The organism is Ferroplasma sp. Type II (assembly GCF_000496155.1).
Genome location: NZ_KI542849.1, coordinates 2,299 through 3,773, shown reverse-complemented (window position 1 = coordinate 3,773; position 1,475 = coordinate 2,299). Strand labels below are relative to the sequence as shown.

At 33.5% G+C, this 1,475-nt stretch carries 2 protein-coding genes; both read right to left on the bottom strand.

All coding sequences use genetic code 11. The features are described from left to right. Nucleotides 1–383 (bottom strand): class I tRNA ligase family protein (locus tag AMDU4_RS13865; RefSeq protein WP_021788549.1); only part of this gene is annotated, 383 nt, incomplete at its 3' end. Between the two features lie 175 nt (nt 384–558). Further along, on the bottom strand, nt 559–1,475 hold a 917-nt coding region (locus tag AMDU4_RS13860; protein WP_290705593.1), incomplete at its 5' end, for a lyase family protein.

Genomic DNA, 1,475 nt, shown 5'->3' with positions numbered 1-1,475 from the left:
TCCGCACTTAATCCCGTATCATACCATGCCTTATACAGATCCTTTTCTGCCTCTTTGCTTACCTCCTTGCATATTTTTATGTAATCTTTCAGTGGTGTGTTATCAATAGTTACCCTCCTCTCCTTTTCCACAAAACGTTCGGTTGGAAGGCCGTTATCATCAAATCCCCAGGGATATAATACATTATAGCCTTTCATACGTTTATACCTTGCAATAAAATCCTGCTGTGGATAGGAAAACGCATGGCCTACATGCATTTTCCCGGAAACTGTTGGGGGCGGTGTATCTATGGTATAATTCTTAATACCCTTTTTAAATTTGAAAGTGTCATTGTTGAACCAGTATTTTTTCCATTTATCCTCCATTGCCTTTGTGTCGATCATGTGTCATCTTAATGTTTCATATAATTATATATTTTTTTATCAAAAATATTAAAAATACAAAAATATCTATCAGTTTCAACTCAAATTTACGGCATGCCTATAGAAGTGTCACCATAAAAAGAATACTTAATTATAGAATATTCTCTCTCTAAATGGAATATTCCGGTTAAATGCCTTATTTTTTATCCTCTGACACAACATCTTTTACCATTTTTAAAAGCTTTTTTTTGCCATTGTCTATGAAAGAAATATTCTCATTGATTCTATCCCCTATAAAATCAAAATTCTTATAAGAAATTATATCCTCTGGCATATATGACCTTAATATTTTTCCAGATTTGATCATATCTCCCGTCATTTTATAGGATTCTTTCCAGTTTCCGTTGGTCTTGAAATTTAATTTTGAATTATATGTTGCATAGATAGAATTTCCTATGATTTTTTCCGATGCCTCATTATTGAATTTTATGCCAGAAAAAAGATCGGGGAATCCATTTATTATCCCCTTTAACTCAATCATAAAAGGGATGATTTCATCCTTTAAAATCTGAAAATCTCTGTGGTATCCTGTAGTTTTGTTTATCACTCCGGAATATAGCAAATTCATCAGTGCTATAGATTTTGCAGCATATCCCTGGAATATCTCCAGAAAATCCGGGTTAACCTTATTGGGCATCAATGAACTCCCAGTAACGTAACCAGCCGGCAATTCAATAATTTTCATTTCGTCTCCACTGAAGATTATCATATCCTGGAATATTCTGCTAATGTCTATGAGGAAAGAATTTATGCTGGATAAGACCTTAATATAATTGTCAGTATAAAGCATAAAGGAAAACAGTGGATTTTTAATATTTTTTTCCATATTCATATATCCGGCAACTTCACTGAAATTCACATCAGACATTGATCCAAACCCTGATCCATAACCCAGAGGAAGTTCCCGCAATTCATTCCACACATCATCAATATTATTAAAATTATACACGAATATATTCTTAATAAAATCAACATATGTCTGGAACGTGGTGGGCATGCCCTGCCTGTAATGNGTATATCCAGGCATAATGCCATTTGCCTTGATTTTTTCAA